General features: G+C 43.5%; 15 protein-coding genes. 8 read left to right on the forward strand and 7 right to left on the reverse strand.

The window, feature by feature from the left end; genetic code table 11:
• Positions 1-188 precede the first annotated feature (188 nt).
• Both ACT3QQ_RS11815 and ACT3QQ_RS11820 read right to left on the reverse strand, forming a co-directional pair.
• The gene (locus ACT3QQ_RS11815; protein ID WP_444528173.1) at positions 189-1,193 is read right to left on the reverse strand and encodes a lipoate--protein ligase; all 1,005 of its coding nucleotides are present in this window, start codon (positions 1,191-1,193) and stop codon (positions 189-191) included.
• 274 nt (positions 1,194-1,467) lie between these two features.
• The gene (locus tag ACT3QQ_RS11820; protein ID WP_444528174.1) at positions 1,468-1,881 is read right to left on the reverse strand and encodes a hypothetical protein; all 414 of its coding nucleotides are present in this window, start codon (positions 1,879-1,881) and stop codon (positions 1,468-1,470) included.
• Positions 1,882-2,486: 605 nt separating this feature from the next.
• On the opposite strand from ACT3QQ_RS11820, the gene ACT3QQ_RS11825 reads away from it, so the two are divergent.
• Both ACT3QQ_RS11825 and ACT3QQ_RS11830 read left to right on the forward strand, forming a co-directional pair.
• Complete coding sequence (locus ACT3QQ_RS11825) at positions 2,487-3,416, forward strand: DMT family transporter (RefSeq protein ID WP_444528175.1); 930 nt, start codon at positions 2,487-2,489, stop codon at positions 3,414-3,416.
• Between the two features lie 244 nt (positions 3,417-3,660).
• On the forward strand, positions 3,661-4,764 hold the full coding sequence (locus tag ACT3QQ_RS11830) for an alkene reductase (protein WP_444522610.1): 1,104 nt from the start codon (positions 3,661-3,663) through the stop codon (positions 4,762-4,764).
• Positions 4,765-4,849: 85 nt separating this feature from the next.
• Here ACT3QQ_RS11830 and ACT3QQ_RS11835 read toward each other — a convergent pair whose 3' ends face one another.
• Together ACT3QQ_RS11835 and ACT3QQ_RS11840 are read right to left on the reverse strand one after the other, a co-directional pair.
• Positions 4,850-5,896: a pirin family protein gene (locus tag ACT3QQ_RS11835; RefSeq protein ID WP_444528176.1), complete on the reverse strand. Its 1,047-nt coding sequence runs from the start codon at positions 5,894-5,896 to the stop codon at positions 4,850-4,852.
• A 241-nt stretch (positions 5,897-6,137) separates the two neighbouring features.
• Positions 6,138-7,421, reverse strand: coding sequence for an NAD(P)/FAD-dependent oxidoreductase (locus ACT3QQ_RS11840; protein ID WP_444528177.1), 1,284 nt, complete (start codon positions 7,419-7,421; stop codon positions 6,138-6,140).
• Between the two features lie 442 nt (positions 7,422-7,863).
• Between ACT3QQ_RS11840 and acs the strand changes: the two genes are divergently transcribed.
• The 3 genes from acs to pgsA all read left to right on the forward strand — a co-directional run bounded on the left by acs (position 7,864) and on the right by pgsA (position 12,523).
• Positions 7,864-9,825 carry an acetate--CoA ligase gene (acs, locus tag ACT3QQ_RS11845; protein WP_444528178.1) on the forward strand — a complete coding sequence of 654 codons (1,962 nt, stop codon included), beginning with the start codon at positions 7,864-7,866 and terminating at the stop codon, positions 9,823-9,825.
• Positions 9,826-10,099: 274 nt separating this feature from the next.
• Positions 10,100-11,302: an NAD(P)/FAD-dependent oxidoreductase gene (locus tag ACT3QQ_RS11850; RefSeq protein ID WP_444528179.1), complete on the forward strand. Its 1,203-nt coding sequence runs from the start codon at positions 10,100-10,102 to the stop codon at positions 11,300-11,302.
• A gap of 537 nt (positions 11,303-11,839) precedes the next feature.
• The gene (pgsA, locus tag ACT3QQ_RS11855) at positions 11,840-12,523 is read left to right on the forward strand and encodes a CDP-diacylglycerol--glycerol-3-phosphate 3-phosphatidyltransferase (protein ID WP_444521132.1); all 684 of its coding nucleotides are present in this window, start codon (positions 11,840-11,842) and stop codon (positions 12,521-12,523) included.
• Positions 12,524-12,657: 134 nt separating this feature from the next.
• Here pgsA and ACT3QQ_RS11860 read toward each other — a convergent pair whose 3' ends face one another.
• Positions 12,658-13,152, reverse strand: coding sequence for a pyridoxamine 5'-phosphate oxidase family protein (locus ACT3QQ_RS11860; RefSeq protein ID WP_444528180.1), 495 nt, complete (start codon positions 13,150-13,152; stop codon positions 12,658-12,660).
• A 128-nt stretch (positions 13,153-13,280) separates the two neighbouring features.
• Complete coding sequence (locus ACT3QQ_RS11865; protein WP_444528181.1) at positions 13,281-13,775, reverse strand: pyridoxamine 5'-phosphate oxidase family protein; 495 nt, start codon at positions 13,773-13,775, stop codon at positions 13,281-13,283.
• Between the two features lie 393 nt (positions 13,776-14,168).
• Here ACT3QQ_RS11865 and purL point away from each other — a divergent pair, with 393 nt between their 5' ends.
• From purL to ACT3QQ_RS11880, 3 genes are all read left to right on the forward strand, one after another.
• Positions 14,169-18,170 (forward strand): phosphoribosylformylglycinamidine synthase, encoded by a 4,002-nt coding sequence (purL, locus tag ACT3QQ_RS11870; protein ID WP_444528182.1) that lies wholly within the window; start codon positions 14,169-14,171, stop codon positions 18,168-18,170.
• A gap of 199 nt (positions 18,171-18,369) precedes the next feature.
• Positions 18,370-18,768, forward strand: coding sequence for an ACT domain-containing protein (locus ACT3QQ_RS11875; RefSeq protein ID WP_444528183.1), 399 nt, complete (start codon positions 18,370-18,372; stop codon positions 18,766-18,768).
• Between the two features lie 16 nt (positions 18,769-18,784).
• Positions 18,785-18,934, forward strand: coding sequence for a hypothetical protein (locus tag ACT3QQ_RS11880; RefSeq protein WP_444528184.1), 150 nt, complete (start codon positions 18,785-18,787; stop codon positions 18,932-18,934).
• A gap of 85 nt (positions 18,935-19,019) precedes the next feature.
• Here ACT3QQ_RS11880 and ACT3QQ_RS11885 read toward each other — a convergent pair whose 3' ends face one another.
• Positions 19,020-19,892: a hypothetical protein gene (locus ACT3QQ_RS11885; RefSeq protein WP_444528185.1), complete on the reverse strand. Its 873-nt coding sequence runs from the start codon at positions 19,890-19,892 to the stop codon at positions 19,020-19,022.
• Positions 19,893-19,993 lie beyond the last annotated feature (101 nt).

A 19,993-nucleotide genomic window follows, 5' to 3' on the forward strand; every position in this document is an offset into this window, starting at 1 on the left:
AATCGTAAAAAATGGAGTAATGGCAGGGTGCTTGTTATGCATCATTAATATATAAAATCTTAAATAGCGTATGTATGGTGTCAATACCATTAACTATATAAAGCGCATTTGTATTAGTAAGTTTTTATCAAGCAGTGTAAGCGGCATACCTTGCAATACTTGCTAGATTAAATCTGACGTCGCAAAACCTAACCTTCCATCTCACTAATTAACCATTTTTCAAAATTACTAATTTGCGCTGCTAATGCAGGTTGTGAGTTAGCCAGTTCATCGAGTTTGTTTGTAATCTCAGGCTTACTATATTTAACACCAGTCAGTGTATCTTTGAGCAGGTCGATGAGCTCAATATTTAACGCGTCGGAGAAAATCACAACTTCGCGAATTATGGCTTGCTTCACATCCATGTGTACATCCATTATGCCCCAATCAAAGCGCGTCTCGATATGATGAGTGAATTCAGGCGTTTTACCAAAGCGCCAATCCCAATCTGCCATTTGCTGATAGTAGGTATTTAGTGTCGGCTGCTTAGCAAGGCTGGCTTCATCTAATTGCTCGACCTGTGCAGTCTCGCCATGATACTCACAAAATGCCTCGATAATTGCATCAGACAAGATTTGATGATTGATAGTCTCATTAAAATCTACCAAGTTTGTGACGCGTGCGCGTACAGATTTGATGCCTTTGGCTTTAAGTTTTAATGGATGCGGGTTTAGGTAGTCGCCAAGCTTTTGCATGTTGGCATTGACCAGTAATGTGCCATGATGAAAGCTGCGATCGGCTGCGTGCTTAAAGGCACTGCCTGATATTTTGCGGTCACCGACCTGCATATCGTTACGTCCAGATAGCGTGGCGTTGATGCCTAATTTCTTAAGCGCATTGATAATGATAGTGAAGTTTGCTTCTTGGTCGTAATCGTCTTTAGGAGATAAAAAGGTAAAGTTGGTATTACCCAAATCATGGAACACTGCACCACCGCCACTCTGGCGCCGTGCCAAAAATACATCGTCTGCTTCCATTTTATCGGTTTTGCACTCTACCCATGGATTTTGCGAGCGTCCAATAACCACGGTCTCAGAGTTACGCCATAAAAATAAAGTATGCGAGTCGGGGTTGAGTGTGTTAAATATCCAATCCTCGGTGGCAAGGTTAAACCAAGGGTTAGTCACAGCAGATTTTAGAATGCGCAGTTTCATGTATTTGACTCTTTAATAAACTGGGTTGGTGAATAGGTTCTATAGATGGATACCATTCTTACCGATGCAAGGTTGTAATTCAATGGCTGTGTGATAAGGAAGGTGGTTTTAGGCTTAGAAGAATTTGAGTGTATTAATAAAGTGTTTGATAGCACCCCATAAAGACTAACACTCAGATCAATATAGTCGACGTCCTAGATTTTAGCGAGCAGCACTAAAAAGCCAAGCAATACGCTCAGCTCTATTACACGATAAATTGCCAGAGTACGCTGTTCTATTCAGCACAGATTTCCCAATGCGATTTTTTACTAAGATAACACTGCATAACTGCTTTACCAGACTGCGCATAGGCATCACTGACAATACGCTGATTGGTTGGCAGACGATGTCTGATGATCGCAGGCTCGTCATTGACGGTGGTCGTCCATCCAGTCACTTCATTACGGTCATTATAGTTTGCACTGGTAGAAGTTGCCATTTTGCCAAATCCTGGCAGGTCATAGGAGACCTGCCTAAAACTATAACTCATCGCTGCACCCTCAGCGCCCTCATACTGACAGTTGAGCTTTTTTTGCAGTTTATCTTGTTTATAAATATAGCAGGTGGTTTCATCTGAGAACTGACCAACCCCGCAAAAACCTGCCGTTGCAACTGAGATCATACCGATAAATAACGCTGTCCTTTTCATAATTATTCCTCAATAATTGTTGAATCCTACTAATGATGTTTGCCATCTATTTTTTGTATTGCCAAATACTAACCAATACCTTTTAGATAGTAGAAAAATAGTAAACAAATATCAACTAATATATTTTAAGTAAAACTTGGATTGATTTATAAAGGCTACCTTAATATCAGTATTATTAAGAGCAGCTGTTGTAGAGTAGTGCTATTAGGAGAATTTAACATGACGGTGAATCTGTTTTTATAGATATTAATCTGATGACTTACTCAAGGATGACTTTGGAGTTCTTTAGTATGTGCATAGAAAGGCACTGGAATAGGCTAAAGTACAAGAGGTATAGGATAAGCGCCGCTTGCTATATGGTGCTCAAGAACAGCAATTGGTCCAATTTTATAGATTATAGAAAAGATAGAAAGGTTCATATTATTCCGAAAAAACTCAACGGATGAGTAAAAATTCAATCTAAATTCTATAAAAAATTACCCATCAAACCATTAAAAAGTTATCATCATGAGTTTTTAATCATATGATAATTTTTACAACGTATCAGACGCTCATGACCGACACGAGTTGGCAACTGCAGTCTAAGTGCTTAATAGGATTACCCAATGACCAACCGTGACCTCATCATCTTTGTGACGCTCTCTTTTATGTGGTCACTCTCTTTCGTCTTTTATCGTATTGGCGTGCCTGAGTTTGGCTCATTAGCATTTGCCAGTTTGCGTGTGATATTCGCCGGCTTGGTCATGTTGGTGTTTGTCTTACTCAATAAGAAAAACAGAGTTGGCATCAAAGAACATTGGAAAATGTTAGCGCTTGTGGGACTGTTTTCAGCAGCACTACCTTTTGTGTTGTTTTCGTTTTCCGCGCAGTCAGTGAACGCAGGCGTGCTAGCCGTACTAAATGCCTCTGTACCGATGATGAGCGGTTTTATCGCCAGAGTTTTCTTCAAGGATAGGCTATCGAAAAAACAAGCACTCGGTTTGGTCATTGGGGTGATTGGGGTAGTTATATTGATGAGCGAAAGCTTGTTTGGTGGCGGTGAACCAGGCAAAGGATTGGTCGAAGGGTTGCTGCCAATGGGCTATGCATTGTTGGCCTGCGTGGGTTATGCGCTTGGGGCTAACATCACCAAAAATTATCTTTATGAGGTATCGCCAGTCGCCATCACGGCAGGATCGCTCATTATCGGTAGTATCATTATGCTACCTGTGGCGTTTAATGAGTTTCCTTATGGTAAAGATATCAGCATAAAGGCGTGGGTATCCGTGATCTGTATCGGTGTGTTTTCGACAGCCATTGCCCTTATCTTTATGAACCAGCTGATTAAAAATATTGGGCCGACGCGCGCCACCAGTATTACTTTAGTCATTCCGATTTTTGCTATTATTTTAGGCTATCTACTCCTTGGTGAAGCTCTAAATATTCAGGCCATCATCGGCTCAATGGTGATATTGTTTGGCACGTATTTGTCATTAGAGTTGTCTATTAAAAAAATGCTACAGCCAAAAAAATCCACTCGGGCGACGAGCGTTTAAGTTACGGTAAACTGTCTTCGTAGCCTTGAATCACAAAGATTCGAATATCTAAATATTAGTGTTTCTGTTTGTAAATATTATTTGGAATAGTCAGATTTGCCCCTTATAAAGAACTAGGCTTATGAGTAGCGTACTTCGCAAATTATAGAACGATAGCTAAGTGCTGCCTACTAATATAAGTGCTATTTATTACCAATAATAGTAAACCTGATAGTAAGGTTTAAAACAATAAACAGGGCTTTTTATGGCACACGATAATTTATTTGAAACCGTCAAGATGGGTACCCAAACCCTAAAAAACCGCATCATTATGGCACCATTGACGCGTCTGCGTTCGGTTGAACCAAGCGATGTACCAACAGCACTTGCAAGCGAATATTACTCACAGCGCGCAAGCTCTGGCTTGGTAATCACTGAGGCGACGCAAGTGTCTTTCCAAGCGAAAGGCTATGCTGGTGCGCCAGGCGTTCATACCAAAGACCAAATCACTGCATGGAAAACCATCGTAGACAATGTACATGCTAAAGGTGGCAAAATCGTCGTACAACTATGGCACACTGGCCTAGTCTCTCACGAGAGTGTACAGCCAGATGGTAAAGCGCCGATTTCTGCTTCTAATGTTGATGTTGGTGTGCGTACCTCACTACGTGACAGCGACAACCAAGCTATTCGTGTAGATGCAACGCCGCCACGTCCAGCTACGCTTGAAGAAATCAAACAAGTTATCGCTGACTTTAGTCAGGCAACTAAGAATGCTAAAGAAGCAGGTTTTGATGGCGTAGAGATCCATGGTGCTCACGGTTACCTATTGCATCAATTTTGGGTTGAGCAAACTAACCAGCGTGATGACGAATACGGCGGTAGTCGCGAAAACCGTGCACGTTTGACGCTTGATGTTATCGATGCGTGCGTAGACGCTTGGGATGCAGATCATGTCGGTATTCGTATCTCACCACTTGGTACGTTCAATAACGTAGAAGCTGGTTATAACGAAGACGAAAACATTTGGATGATTGAGCAGATCAACAAACGCGGAATCATGTATCTGCATCTGTCAGAGCCAGATTGGGCAGGCGGCACGCCTTATAGCGACGACTTCCGTAAGCGCGTACGTGCTGCTTTTGATCAATTAATTATCGCAGCTGGCGGCTATACTGCCGAAAAAGCAGAGCAAAACGTAAAAGCGGGCTATATCGATGCTGTCGCTTTTGGTCGTGACTATATCGCCAATCCTGATTTGCCTGAGCGTATCCAACAAGGCGCACCGCTCAATGAGCAGCATCCAGAGTCTTTCTATGGTGGCGGTGCTGAAGGTTATACCGACTATCCATTTTTAGACCAAGCGTAATAGTTAGTTTTTAGCTAAACAACGCAACATAAAAAGGCCGCTTAACTAGTAATAGTTGAGCGGCTTTTTTATACATAAATTTTAATTATTTACCGAAATTGCCTATTTGATAGTCTCGGAAGGTTTGACGTAGTTCTTCTTGAGTATTCATAACAAAGGGTCCGTGACCTGCGACTGGTTCGCCGATTGGCTCACCGCTTAGTAGTAGTAATTTGATAGGTGTGTCTTCATCGGTAGGTGCAGGGTAGGTCAATTCGATAGTATCGGTAGCAGGTAATGATGGATGTTCAGTTTGAGTGTCTACATGAGCTAGCGTAGGTGCTGAAAACTCTATCAAACTCCCTGCATTGGCAGCTGTACCGTTGACCAATACTTGACCTTCTTGTACTAACAGCAGAGTGTTGTGCGTTTTCGGCACTTGTAGCGTGGTTGTGCCTGCTGTATGCAGCTCGATATCCCACATGTTGACTGGCGTAAAAGTCGTTGCCGCTCCAGATATATCATGCCAGTCACCGGCAATAATGGCAGCGTGACCGATGACCGTTTGCTCATCACTATTTTGACAGTCAGTGTCTTGATAATCAGCGTTTTGATAAGCAGTGCCTTGATGAGCAATGTTTTGATAGCCAGCGTCGCTATTATCTATCAAATCGACGATAGGCATATCAGCACGTTTAATAGATTGATATTTGGGGTCGGTTAGCTTATGAGCGCTTGGTAGGTTGACCCATAATTGCACCATACTAAAGACACCGCCGCGCTGCCCAAAGGCTTCAGAGTGAAACTCTTCGTGTAGAATACCGCGACCAGCCGTCATCCACTGTACATCACCTTCTAATATATCACTGCGTCCACCTGTCGAGTCTGCATGGCTAATCTCACCTGAATAGGCGATGGTGACAGTCTCAAAGCCTTTATGTGGATGCAGTCCGATGCCGTGCGGATGCACTTTATAATCAGGATTGGGTGAAAATATCGTGGGCTTACCATAGTCAAATAATAAAAAGGGATCAGTGTGGCTATAGTTAAAGTCAGGATTATCCTCAAGATGATTGATTAGGGTTTTTACAAAAAAACCGTCACCTACCCAATGCGGCTTTTTATCACCATGAATATGTTTGATTGGTCGCATGGATTACCTCATAAATCTAAGTGGCATTACTATCAATGGGATGAATGCCTTACATCAATTCTACTATGAAAATAGACTTATGTTGTGTTTATTCTCATCGATTTCTAAAACGACTATCTAAGGTCACTCAGTTGTCATCAGTCATACTGCCAGCAACTATTTGAATACTGGTCAATTATTTAAATGCTGATAACTATTTAAGCTACTGTTATCGCTATAAATATCGAGGCCATTGAAGTTATTAGACGACTTCACCACTGACAAAACCGCTTGCCCACGCCCATTGAAAATTATAGCCGCCAAGCCAACCAGTTACATCGAGTACCTCACCGATAAAGTACAAGCCATCTTGCAAGTTGCTTTGCATCGTTTTGGAAGATACCTCGTCGGTTGTGACGCCGCCGCGTGTGACCTCAGCGGTACGGTAGCCTTCTGTACCAGAGGGCTTGAGCTGCCAGCCATTGAGCGTAGCACCAAGTTCTGTGAGTCGCTCGTCTTTGATATTGGCAAGTTCTGTATCTTTGATGTCTTCCCACATATGCGTCTGTAACGCTGCCAATAGTTTCTTGGGTAGCGCATTGTCCGTGTTTTCTGCCAATACGGTACGAATCAGTTGGCGTGGATGTGATTTTTTGCGAGTTAGTAAAAGCTCAGTAACGTCACTCTCAGGCAACAGATTGATACTGATGGTTTCGCCAGTCTGCCAGTAGTTGGAGAGCTGTAGCATGGCAGGTCCAGAGAGACCACGATGGGTAAATAAGACGGGCAATTTAAAAGAGATACGCTCATTACTGGCAATAACTGGCAGACTGATACCAGCCAAGGCACGGATAAGCTCGCCTGTTTTGTCAGTGAAGGTAAACGGCACAAGACTGGCATCAGTAGGCACAAGCGTATGCCCAAACTGCTGCGCCAACTCATAGCCGATACCACTTGCCCCCATGGTCGGGATAGACAGGCCACCAGTAGCGACCACCAAAGACTCACAGCTATAGCGTGTCTGCGCGGACTGAGTGCCGTTCGCGATGTCTTTTTTACCAAGCTTTTTGCTCGTCGTTAGATAAAAGCGTTTGCCATTATCATGGGCAGCAGTTTTGACATGATCAATCTGAGCATTAAGCTTTACTTGTACGCCTACGGCCGCGCATTCATCTAACAGCATAGACAGGATATCTTGTGCGGAGTCGTCACAGAACAGCTGACCATGTTCGCGTTCATGGTAGGCAATCTTATGCGACTCTACCATACCGATAAACTCCCAACTCGGGTAGCGACTCAGCGCTGATTTGCAGAAATGAGGATTAGCACCGATAAAATGCTCAGGCTCTACAAAGTAATTGGTGAAATTACAGCGACCTCCACCCGACATCAAAATCTTTTTGCCAGCTTTATTGGCATGATCCAACACTAATACGCGGCGACCGCGGCGACCAGCCGTCAGTGCACAGTACAATCCTGAAGCGCCTGCGCCGATAATGATGACATCGTAGTGAGTATGATGTTGTGCCTTGCTTTGATTCGTCATTGCGGTCTCGTCAAACGATGGGTGAAAAAAGGTTAACCTAGCCGAGCGCTAGTTCTCATCAAAACACACGGATTACTGTTATTAAATAATGAAGCGGCATCTTGAGTGTAGTTATTGTCCATATTCCATCCAAGGTTACAAGGATTAAATGTCATAATTCATACGCTGTTACAGTGTGATCGCAATCATTTGCCATTTCAGTACTATCGTTATCATAGCTGGCTATATAAACAGCGACGTACGTTTAAATATAATTATCTAAACATACAGATGTACAGTGAAATTGTTATGTTTGGGTTTTGATGTCTTGCAACCGTCCCGCTTATTTGTCAAACTAACAATGAGTGTCACAGATTATGGAAGATGACTCTTATCGCTTACATGGGGCGCGTCGTAGACGTTTATCCGTGTAGGTCATAATAATTAAAAGGGACCCAACACTATGACTCAGAAATCATTTCCTATCTCAGCCGAGTTTATGGCTGCTGCCAATACCACACCTGATAAGTACCTTACAGACTACCGGCAATCTATCGAGTCAACCGAAGCCATTGATGCTTTTTGGGCGAAGCGATCTGAACTAATTGACTGGATAAAAAAACCGACCAAAGTCAGTAACGTCAATTATGATTTAGATGATTTTCGCATCAAATGGTTTGAAGATGGCGAGCTGAATATTTCAGTTAACTGTCTCGACCGTCACCTCGAAGAAAACCCGTACAAGCCCGCTATCATCTGGGAAGGTGATCATCCTTCATTGCACAAAATCATCTCTTTTAAAGAATTGCATGAAGCCGTCTGCCGCTTAGGTAACTCATTGCGCAAGCTTGGGGTCGGAAAAGGTGACCGCGTCACGTTATATATGCCAATGATACCAGAAGCCATGGTATCGATGCTGGCATGTGCGCGTATTGGTGCCGTGCATTCAGTGGTTTTTGGTGGATTCTCTGCTGAGAGTCTAGGTAATCGCTTGATAGACAGTCGCTCAAAAGTTGTCATTACCGCTGATGAAGGTTTACGCGGCGGCAAGCACACACCGCTAAAAGCCAATGTCGATCATGCACTCGATATGGATGGTACTGAGAGTGTTGAAAAGGTCATCGTTGTGCATCGTACAGGTAACTCTATACCGATGAGCGGTCGCCGTGATGTGTGGTATCACAATTTGGTCGATGGTCAATCAGATGTCTGTGAGCCTGAAGTCATGAATGCCGAAGATCCATTATTTTTATTATATACTTCTGGTTCGACTGGCAAGCCAAAAGGTGTCGTGCATACTACAGGCGGCTATATCACCTATGCTGTTTCAACTTTCCGTGACGTTTTCGATATCAAAGAAGACGATGTCTATTGGTGTACGGCAGATGTGGGCTGGATTACCGGTCACACGTACTCAACCTATGCACCACTAGCTAATGGTACGACAACTGTCATGTTTGAAGGGGTACCAGAGTATCCAACATGGGCGCGTATCGGTCATATTATTGATAAGCATGATGTGACTATCTTATACACTGCACCAACAGCCATTCGCGCAATGATGAAAGAGGGCGATGCTTTTGTTCGGGAGTCGGACCGTTCAAGTCTACGCTTACTTGGGTCGGTTGGTGAGCCAATCAATCCAGAAGCATGGGATTGGTACTACAATGTCGTCGGTGATGGTAAATGTCCTATCGTTGATACATGGTGGCAGACCGAGACAGGTGGTATCTTAATGGCGCCAATACCAGGCGCAGTTGACCTCAAGCCAGGCGCAGCAATGACACCGCTATATGGCGTCAAACCAGAAGTCGTCGATAGCGAAGGTGCGACTTTAGAAGGCCCTGCAGAAGGCAACTTAGTAATCAGTAGTGGTTGGCCGGGGCAAATGCGTACTATCTACAATGACCATCCACGATTTTTAAAGACTTATTTTAGCGATTATCCTGGTCGTTATTTTACAGGGGATGGCGCTCAACGTGATGAAGATGGTCACTATTGGATTACTGGCCGTGTCGATGATGTGCTTAATGTCTCTGGCCACCGTTTGGGTACAGCAGAGATCGAAAGTGCAGTGGTTGCGCACCCATCTACTGCCGAAGCGGCCATCGTTGGGATGCCGCATGAGATACGCGGTACAGGTATCTGTGCATTCATTATCCTAAAATCGGGCGAAGAAAAGACCGACGATCTAAAAGCAGAATTGAAACGTCATGTGCGTGCTGAGATTGGACCTATTGCTACATTAGATGCCATTTATATGGTTGATGCATTACCAAAAACGCGCTCAGGGAAAATTATGCGCCGTATCTTGCGTAACCTTGCATCAGGGCAATATGTAGGACTAGGCGACCTGTCTACGCTAGCCGATAGCTCAGTGATCAATGACTTGGTCGACGAGGTAAAAGCAGGCCGAGGAGAGTAGATCAGCCTAACAAAAAATCTGTGCTATTAAAAATAATGATTCAGTACTAGTCATTAGTATTTGCACATCAAAGTCGAATAAAAGCCATGTTATCGAGAATAGCATGGCTTTTTTACGTAGATGATATTGATATTGGCTTACTTTGAAGGTTCAATAATGTTAACAAGACAAAATCGCTACCCTATTAATTGATGAGCTACTCGGCATATATGGGAGGAGCCCATCAATCAATAGGGTAAAAGCTCATAAATACGTTATAAGGTCTACTGTCATCATGACTGATCCTGCTTTGTACTCAAATGAAATAGCTGCTCCAAAAGTTGCCATCATCGGTGGTGGTCTAACCGGACTGCTCACAGCAACACTATTAGAGCGCGCGTCAAATCAAACAAGCACGCCATCCAATCCGCCGCAAATTACAATATTCGAAAAATCACGTAGCGTGGGCCGTTTAGCAACTCGCTACCGTAGTGATAATAAGACTGGCAAAAACTGGCAGTGGTCGTTTGGTGCACAGTTCTTTACTGCGAAGACTGATGATTTCCGACAATTTATCGCGCCTTGGTTGGATAGCGGATTACTACACCCATGGTGTGCCGAAGTAGTCGAGCTAACGCCAGCAGGTGACAGTGGCCAATCACCTAATATCCGAAGCAAGAAACAATGGGACGCGGTGCATGCACGCTATATCAGCACACCAAAAATGACCAGTTGGGGCCGTGAACTTGCGGCTGCACTCCAGCACACGACCATAGTATTTAAGACACGTGTCGCACCGCTTGCTCAATATTTACACCATCAGAACCCGCAGCATTCTCAGCACAAAACCCAAAACCAAATTCATAATCAAAACAATAAGCAAACGGAGCTGTTCGACGAAACTGGAGCCAGTCTGGGTTGGTTTGATTGGGTAATTTGCACAGCGCCAAATGGTCAGGCAGTAGAGTTGATGGCAGATAGCAATTTTGCTAAACAAGCTAAAATTGTTAAGCCAAACATGCAAGCCTGCTATACGCTGATGCTTGGTTGGAATGATGTGCAAAAGCTACCTGAGACATTAAAGGGCCAACTAGTGCCGCAATGGGATGTCGCTTATGTAAATAGCGCTATTCTTGATAGGATATTTATTGAGCATCAAAAACCTGCCCATGATGAGTTACTACCAAGTGTCACTATTCATGCACGTAATGACTGGTCAGAAGCGCACGTTGATGAAAATATGGAGTCAGTTAAAGAGCAGTTATTACAGTCGGCAAAACAAGCATTAAACTGGGGCGAAGGTAGTACACCTATTCAGACAGATTGTCATCGTTGGCGCTATGCAGCCACTATCGTAGATAGGGACACAGAAGAGTTAGGCATCTTGATAGATGAAACTAATCAGTGGATTGTCAGTGGCGACTGGTGTGCTAAAGGTAATATTGAAAGCTGCTATCGAATGGCGCAGCATACCGTTGAGGCAATATTTAAGCAGTGAGAAAACTTGATATTTAGCAAAACGTAAGCAAAAAAAGGCCCACAGAGGAGGTGCTGTGGGCTGAGGAAAACGGATTATGTATGAGCTACACAGACCGTGGTCAAGAGTTGTTGTAATTATTGGTGCTCTCTACTGTTATTTATAAGGGTAGTAATTATCAATACAATAGACAGAGATATCTGGCCATTTATATTTACTGATTTAAGTGTACAAGTGTTCTGGTACAGTTGCTATGATAGCGCAGTTTAATGCTGTCTGGCGGTTTTGGTTACAGTATATTACGTTGTAAAAATCTAAAAGATGCCAAGAACTGTATGAAGTACCGATATTTAGAGTAAGTAGCGTAGCTTTATGATGAGATCATTGATAAAGGCTTCCAATAATTTCAATACGTTATGTCGATAGGAAATCATAGAAGGTCACCTAGTCAATTTTAGTACCTTTGATAACTCAATCACTGCAGAGATGGCATGACGCCTTGCCCGAAAAATGCTAAGCTATCTGCCATTATTATGTTCACATTAAACTGGGTTTGCCATGACTGACAGCACGCATTTGCATACGCAGGAAGAACCGCCAAGTTCGCAAAATACCAAGAGTATTTTTAACTTGCCCAACAACCTTACGATTGCGCGTATCCTAATGATCCCGCTATTTGTGGCGATTGCCTATTGGCCGCCAGCTATGGGTATTGGTATGCCAGCGATTTCAGACAATGTCATTGCGCGCGTTGGAATGAGCGAGTTTAGCGATAGCTTGTTACGCCATTTATTATTGACCAGTGTCTTTATCATTGCCGCGATTACTGATTGGCTCGATGGGTATTTCGCTCGTAAACTAAATGTCATGTCAGCCTTTGGTCGCTTTTTAGATCCTGTTGCTGATAAATTAATGGTGGCTGTCGCACTGATCGTTCTCGTACAGTGGCATCCTAATATCATAATGGCGATAGCGGCTATCGTCATTATCTCTCGTGAAATCGCGGTATCGGCACTACGCGAATGGATGGCAGAGTTGGGTAAGAGCACTAGCGTCGCAGTCTCCTACGTTGGCAAACTAAAAACGACGTTTCAGATGGTGGCAATTACGGTACTATTGCTTAATTGGCAATCGCTTGAAACCATCGGCTATGTGCTAATGGTCGCTGCTGTGATTCTTACTTTATGGTCAATGATGATTTATCTAAGAGCCGCTTGGCCTTATTTAAAGCAAAGCGGTTAGCATTAAAATAAAGAAGTAGAATATATAACAGAGAGCATAAAACATAAAAAACGCCAGTGGCAAGTGCACTGGCGTTTTTTTAATTTTTGTTTTCAAGCTATTAATAAACTCGAGATGTCATCAATCCTAAAATATTATAGCTCTATAGAGAAATTATCACCTAAGCTTTTTTCTATGGCATTGTCTGTGACCGCTGCCGCTGTCATTTTAACAGCGCTAGCAATAGCATTACCGTTTGCCCAGTATTCAGCACCTTGGGGAACGACTTTGATTAATTGAACTTTTGGATCTTCTTTGCCTTGTTCGAAATAAGCGTTATACGCCATCGACCATAGCTCATCCAATTTGTCTTTATCTTCTACTAGTTCAGCCTTGCCTGTGATAGATAGATATTGTTTATCATCTTGACTGACGTACGCCAAGTTTACTTGTGGGTTCTTTTTGATGTTGTTCACTGTCTCAGAAGGGCTGTGTCCAATAAACCAAATCTCTTTGGCACCAATACTGGTCTCAGTTGTATTCATTGGGCAGGAATGTAGATGGTCCTCATGAGTGCGCGTGGTCAACATGGTGTATTCGATTTCGTTTACCATCGCTTGGACTTTATCCATTTGTTGTTGTTTGCTCATAATAGTTATCCTTTACTATTTAGAATGTAGGGGAGAATCGGTATTTAAAATAATTATTGAAAAACGCCAATAAACTACTGCCTACTAACGTTTTCAGTCGCTAAATCTTATGGTTAGACTATTAAAAACTATAGCGTAATTGAAAATTGTTCACCGATATCTTCAGCGGTTTTACCGTTTTGTACTGCTGCCGTTGCCATCTTAAACATATTGACAGTTGAGCTACCGCTTAACCAACACTCGACACCATGTGGTACTACTTTAATCAATTGTACGTTTTCATCTTCTTTACCATGCTCAAAGAATGCATTGTAGACAGGTGACCATAGTTCATCTAGCTTGTCTTTATCAGTTGGCAGCTCTGCATTTGCACTAACCGATACATAGTCTTTTTCATCCTGAGTGGCATAAGATAAACCTACTTTTGGATTATCTTGGATATCTTTTACCACGTCAGATGTCTTGTCACCAATGAACCAAATCTCTTTGCCACCGATATTGGCTTCGCTGGTCGTCATTGGCCATGCATGAAGGTCACCTTTACTATTTACCGTGCTCATCATGGCAAATTTTACATCTTTGATGACTTCTTGAATTTTATTGATCTGGTCTTGCTTGCTCATAAATTATCCTTATTGCATTAGAATTTACGTTAGAATTATTTGAAGTGTTATTGGTATTTGTTTTTCTTATCTGCATACAGAATAGCGATAGACCACGACTTGTTTATATAGTTTGACCGTAATGCGATGTTAGTGTTTGTAAGGTATATAAAGGTTAGGTAAAAATTGTGACAGTACAAATTTATATCGTTTATGTCTGGGCAAATAATTTAGAAATAATCAAAAATCTTGCTTTGATAGCTCATTGATTCACAAATAATAAGTGGTGATAGTACGCAACTTATCAGCAATTTATCTTGGTTTAGACCTGCTTATTACAGGGCTTCTTGTTATAATACCCAGACCATTTACTTAGCATGGCAGAGATGCCTTGATCTTACGGATTATGCCTTTATGATGACCATCGCCGGACAACCGTTTCTTACCGATTTTCAGACGCAGCAACTCATCAGTCAGTTCCAGCAAAAAACCGAGCTAAATGTCAGTCAAATAAGTACACAGCAAGTGTATGTGCTATCACGAGAGCTATCTGGTGATGAACATAAAAAAGCGCTAGATTTGCTAGCGGTTGACCAGTCAACAACGCTCAATGCGCCGCAAGACAACCAACTACAAGTCATCGTTGGGCCACGTTTTGGTACGATATCGCCATGGGCAAGTAAAGCGACAGATATTTTTAATAACTGTGAAATCGAGATCAATCGTGTTGAGCGTGTCGTTGTTTATACGTTGACAATCGAAGGTGAGTCAAGCACGACTAATAAGCTACCGACTGCCGCCGAGCAGCTGTTGTTTGACCGTATGACTCAGAGCTTGGTTTATGACTTGAGCGATGTGAGCAAATTGTTTGACGATCAAGCGCCAGCATCACTGAATCATGTTGATGTGATCGGACAAGGTCAGGCAGCATTAGAATCAGCCAATACAGAGTTTGGCTTTGCGTTATCAAGTGAAGATATCGACTATCTGATGAATGCTTATGTCAATGAGCTAAAGCGTAACCCAACTGACGTTGAGCTGATGATGTTTGCGCAGGCAAACTCAGAGCATTGCCGCCATAAGATTTTTAACGCCCAGTGGACAGTCGATGGCGAAGTACAGCCAAAATCACTGTTTCAAATGATTAAAAATACTTACCAGTCGAATCCACAAGGTATCTTGTCTGCTTATAAAGACAACGCTGCGGTAATGGCTGGCTCTGATGGCATGCGTTTTTATCCTATTCCAACCGACGCAATGGATGCCAACTCAATTCATCCTTACGACTTCCATCAAGAAAACATCGATATCTTGATGAAAGTTGAGACGCACAATCATCCAACAGCGATTGCCCCTTATTCTGGTGCAGCAACAGGTGCTGGTGGTGAGATTCGTGACGAAGGTGCGACTGGTCGTGGCGGTAAGCCAAAAGGCGGTCTAACCGGTTTTCATGTGTCGCATCTACATATTCCAGAGCTTGCCGAGAAATGGGAGCAGTCAGGTCAATTAAGCACGCAAGCGTATGGTACGCCAGACCGTATGGCAACCAGCCTTGAGATTATGCTTGAGGCCCCATTAGGTAGTGCCAACTTCTCAAACGAGTTTGGTCGTCCTAATCTATGCGGTTACTTCCGTAGTTTTCAGCTTGATACGTCAGTGGCAAAAGACGGTAGCGAGATGCGTGGCTATCATAAGCCAATCATGCTGGCAGGTGGTTACGGCAATATTAAACGCAACCTCATTGAAAAAAATGCCATTCAGCAAGGTGATTTATTAATTGTCCTTGGTGGCCCTGCGATGCAAATCGGTCTGGGCGGCGGTGCAGCATCGTCGGTCGATAGTGGTGACCTTGATGAAGGCTTGGACTTTGCCTCAGTTCAGCGTGACAATGCTGAGATGGAGCGTCGTTGCCAAGAAGTCCTTGATCGCTGCTGGGCCCTCGCTGGTGATGATGTCGATGTAAGCAATAACAGTAAAGACGGCAACCCAATCGTCTCACTACATGATGTAGGGGCAGGTGGTCTGTCTAATGCAATGCCAGAATTGGTCAATGACCATGAAATGGGTGCGCATCTGAACTTGCGTAAGATTCCATCGTTAGAAGCTGGCATGTCGCCAATGGCTATCTGGTCAAACGAAGCACAAGAGCGTTATGTGCTAGCGATTCGCCCAGAGAGCAAAGATCAGTTCGATGCCATCTGTGCCCGTGAGCGCTGCCCATATGCAATCTTGGGCGAGGCGACGGATATCCGTCAGCTAATCGTTGATGATGTGCTGTTGGACGAGCAACCAGTCGATATGCCGATGCAAGTACTGCTTGGCGGTACACCAAAAATGCAACGCAGCTTTGAGCGTACCGAGAGCACGTTGCCAGCATTAGAGCTTGATGACGTTAATCTAGCCGAGTCAATTACCGATGTATTGCGTCATCCAACTGTCGCGAGCAAATCATTCTTGATCAGCATTGGTGACCGTTCTATCACGGGTATGGTCGTGCGTGATCAGTATGTGGGCCGCTATCAAGTGCCTGTATCGGATTGCGCGGTGACAGCTTCTGGCTTAGTGGCGCTAAATGGTCAGCCAATGACTGGTGAAGCCATGAGTGTCGGTGAGCGTACGCCTGTTGCGCTTATCAGTCCAAAAGCTTCTGCGCGTCTGGCAGTCGGTGAAGCGATTACTAACATCGCTGGTGCGCGTATCGCTCAATTGTCTGATATCACGATGTCAGCGAACTGGATGGCAGCGTGTGGTGATGACGTAGAAGATGCGGCATTGTTTGACGCCGTCCATGCCGTTGGTGAAGAGCTATGTCCAGCACTCGGTATCGCTATCCCAGTCGGTAAAGACTCGCTATCTATGCGCGCCAACTGGACTGACAACGATGGCGAAAGCCAAGATAAGTCAGTCGTATCGCCAATGAGCTTGGTCGTGACTGCGTTTGCTCCTGTCGTTGATGTGGCAAAAACGCTAACCCCTGAGCTAATCAATGGCGACAGCGCGTTCTATCGTATTGACTTGTCTAAAGGTAAATTGCGTCTAGGCGGTTCAATCCTTGCGCAGACGCTTAGCCAGTTGGGTAACGATTGCCCAGATCTAGCGCAGCCAAGCGACTTGATCGACTTCTTTAACTTTATCCAAGCGGGTAATGAGCAAGGCGTCATTAGCGCTTATCACGATATCGGTGACGGTGGCCTACTAGCGACCATCGCTGAGATGCAGTTCACCAGCCGTCAAGGTATCAAGCTGTCATTGGACGATGATAATTTACTCGGTCAGCTGTTCAGTGAAGAGCTGGGCGCGGTCATCCAAGTATTACCAGAAAACGTCGCTACCTTAATGGAACTGGCAGAGCAAAACAACGTGAGCGACATGCTAAGCCTCGTGGGTCAAAGCTCGGAAGAAGACAGCCTGCTTATCCAAACGCCAACGCTAATGGGCGATGATACGCTACGCTTTAGTCGTGCTGAATTGCAGCAAGCATGGACCCAGGTCAGCTATCAGATCGCAAGTCGCCGTGATAATCCAGCGTGCGTACAGCAAGAGTATGACTTAATCGCTGATGCGAGCCATAAAGGTCTAATCGCTGCGCCAAACTTTGATCTCAATCAAAAGGTGGAAGAGCCGTATTTAGCCAGCCGCGAAGACAAACCAAGAGTCGCTATCCTCCGCGAGCAAGGCGTCAACGGGCAGACGGAAATGGCAGCAGGCTTCACCCAAGCTGGCTTTGAAGCGGTCGACGTACACATGAGCGATCTACTCAGTGGTCGTATCAATCTACGTGACTTCGACGGTCTGGTTGCTTGTGGTGGCTTTAGTTATGGTGATGTACTTGGCGCAGGTTCTGGCTGGGCGAACTCTATCTTGTTCCATGACGAGCTACGCATGCAGTTTGTCCGCTTCTTTGCCCGTCCTGATACCTTCTCATTAGGCGTCTGCAACGGTTGTCAGATGATGGCTCAGTTAAAAGACCTTATCCCAGGTGCAGAAAACTTCCCACGTTTCGTCGCAAACAAATCTGCTCGATTTGAAGCGCGTACCGTCAACGTAAAAGTTGAGCGTACCAAGTCTATCCTGTTCAAAGGTATGCAAGACAGTATCTTGCCAATCGCTGTGGCGCATGGTGAAGGCTATGCCACGCTGGACAACACTGAGATCGACGGTATGGCAAACCACGGTCAGCTCGCCATGCGTTATGTCGATAGCCAAGGTCATCCAACTGAGACGTATCCGCTAAATCCAAACGGTTCGCTTGGCGGTGTCACAGGCTTATGTAGCACCGATGGTCGCGTCACTATCATGATGCCACATCCTGAGCGTAATCTAAAAGCGTATAACCATAGCTGGAAACCAGAAGAGTGGGACGAGGATGGCGCGTGGATGCGCATGTTCCGTAACGCTCGCGCTTGGTTTAGATAGGCTAGTTTGAGTTACTTTAGATAGCTGTTTTTTAGAATAAAAAGGTGAGCGTAATGCTCACCTTTTTTGTGTTTGGAGTTTGGGTTTTTAGAAATAGGGGTTAGCATTTATATCGTGTTTTCACGGATATAAGTAATGACACCCATGCTAAAATTGCGGTTAACAAAGACTCAAATTAAGCAGAATAAGGAGGAATAACATGTCAGGAATTATAGATATCAATGAGCTATTGAGTTCGATGCAGCCCGCACTGGTTGATGAGTTATTTGTGTTTTGTACTGTAAAAGGGGAGCTAGCTGAATACGCAAACTCAGCGCCAATCGCGACGTTTGTAGAGACAGAAGGGCTGACCTTGGTATTAACAAAAGACAGAGCTGATGAGGTAGGTTTACAGTACGAGGGTCTGTTTCGACAAATCACTCTGACGGTGCATTCAAGTCTAGAAGCGGTCGGTCTAACCGCAGCCGTATCAACCAAACTAACCTCAAAAGGTATCAGTGCCAATGTGATCGCTGCCTATTATCATGACCATATATTTGTGTCGAACGATAAGGCGGAGCAGGCACTATCGGCGTTAAAAGAGTTGAGTAATGTATAAGGTGTTTTATAAGTAAGTGAGCTATTTCCCGCCTTCCACTTGTATCTTCCAGTCTGGGCGCGGCGCTGGCTACGGTTTGGGTCGTCGCTTGCTTCGCGTTGCCAGCCCAAAACCTAGCCATCACAACTCGCCCAAACCAGCAGGATGCCGCTACAGTCGGGGCTAAAACGCGCTTCTAAATGACTATTTTATGATAAGTTAGTCTGAACTTTAATTTTAGTCTTATTGGTGCACTGGGTGCATCTTAAAAACTAGATAGAGTTAAGATTCTCCCTAATACCTTCTACTTGTTCATAGTAGTTCTCATCTGGATTATAATCAATAATTGTATTTCTTAATGCTGAATAACGGTTATGCTCTTCATTATCTGTGCAGTTCTCAGCTAGCTCGACTCTATACTTAGTTAGCAGTTTTTGAGTGCCTAATTCTACGCTTTTAGCGTCAGATAGGTAATCATCAGACTGAACTTGCATTATTCCTGTAGTTTTGATCATTCCTGTAAAGAAAAATATTCTTTCAAAAAATCTAAATAGTCTACCTCTGTTAAAATTCTCGTATATTAATATTGCATATACCAAAGATCTTTCGACCTCATTTCTGACTTCTATGTCAATTATGTGACCATATTTCCTTTTGAAATAAAAATAGTTTTTCTTTAAATAAGGCTCTATTTTTGGACCAGTATTTTCTCGTAAAAACTGGGCTTCATTTAGAACTTTGTAAATAAAGGCAACTATACCTAGCCACATGGCTGTAGCTATTTCTTGTTTTGTGGGTAAAAGGTATGTTGAATCAATAATGAGTTGAGTATAAACAACATAAGTCATAGCCAAAGACAGCAGTGTGATAACGATTAACTTGTACCAGTTAGTAAGTCTGACTCTGTCTGTTAGTAAAATAAAAATAAATCTAAGAGCGAAGTAATAAATAACTACCATATAAATATTTTTATTTAGAGATTCAATATCGAAGTAGCTAAATATGTATGCCAGAATGTAAGTTAGTAGTACAGGCGTAAATGATTTAAACAATATATTAAAGAAAGGTGATTTATCATCATATTTAGAATCAAATGACAAGTGAAAATAACCAAATTTAATAGATTTTTTGCCAAGTTGGTTCACGATGATAAAGAATACTATTGCTGAAAGTAGATGAAATAAGAATACCATTGAGAGTATCTCTAAATTAATTTTAGGTATTAAACTATGTTTTACAGATTATA

It is taken from the genome of Psychrobacter sp. AOP7-A1-24 (assembly GCF_052376235.1).
GTDB lineage: Bacteria > Pseudomonadota > Gammaproteobacteria > Pseudomonadales > Moraxellaceae > Psychrobacter.